Consider the following 863-nt stretch of genomic DNA (forward strand, 5'->3'; position numbering starts at 1 on the left):
CCGAACGGGGGCGGGCACCGGGGGGCCGAAGGCTTCAGGCGGTGCCGTGCGCGTCAGCTCCGTGTCCGGCAGCAGTTACCGCGTGGTGCCGTCGGGCACCAACGGCTCGCACGCTGTGGCAGAGCTCACCAGCCTCCACGGGTGACTGACCGGCCGTCCCACGCGTCTGACAGGGCGAAGGGGCAACCCGGCCCGAGCGATGAGCGGAGCGGGAGTCCCCGACCCAGAGGAGCAGACGTGTCACAGGTCATCACCCACACCGTGCCGGCCCAACTGATCACCCGGCCGCCCGCCACCCGCCCCCTGGCACCCGCTCTCCGCTACGACACGGCCGACCCGTTCGCCGTGTGCCTCGTCTTCCCCGCCGACATATCCCTGGACGGTGAGGAAGTCACCTGGGTCTTCTCCCGCGATCTTCTCGCCCAGGGGGCGTGTGGGCCCGCCGGGGAGGGGGACGTCCATGTGTGCCCCTTCGGGCAGGAGCGGACCGTGATCGAGTTGCATGCGGGGGAAGGGGTGGCAGTTCTGGAGTTCTCCAGTGCGGATCTTTCTGCGTTTTTGCAGCGGGCGTATGAGGTTGTGCCCGCTGGGCGTGAGGGGGCCTTTCTCGATCTGGAAGAGGGGTTTCGCTCTTTGCTGCGCGGAGTGTGACCTCCACCCCTCCTGGGGCGGGCCCCCCATGTCCCCTTCTCTTTTTGTGGGGCCGCCCCAGGAGGTGGGCGTGAGGGGGCCTTTCTCGATCTGGAAGAGGGGTTTCGCTCTTTGCTGCGCGGAGTGTGACCTCCACCCCTCCTGGGGCGGGCCCCCCATGTCCCCTTCTCTTTTTGTGGGGCCGCCCACCCCCGAGGGGTGCTCTCTATCCG

At 68.8% G+C, this 863-nt stretch carries 1 protein-coding gene; it reads left to right on the forward strand.

The features are described 5' to 3' along the window. Positions 1–237 precede the first annotated feature (237 nt). Positions 238–651: an SsgA family sporulation/cell division regulator gene (locus tag AB8Z75_RS35235; RefSeq protein WP_369209239.1), complete on the forward strand. Its 414-nt coding sequence runs from the start codon at positions 238–240 to the stop codon at positions 649–651. Positions 652–863 lie beyond the last annotated feature (212 nt).

Source organism: Streptomyces sp. PU-14G (genome assembly GCF_041028275.1).
Classification (GTDB): Bacteria; Actinomycetota; Actinomycetes; order Streptomycetales; family Streptomycetaceae; genus Streptomyces.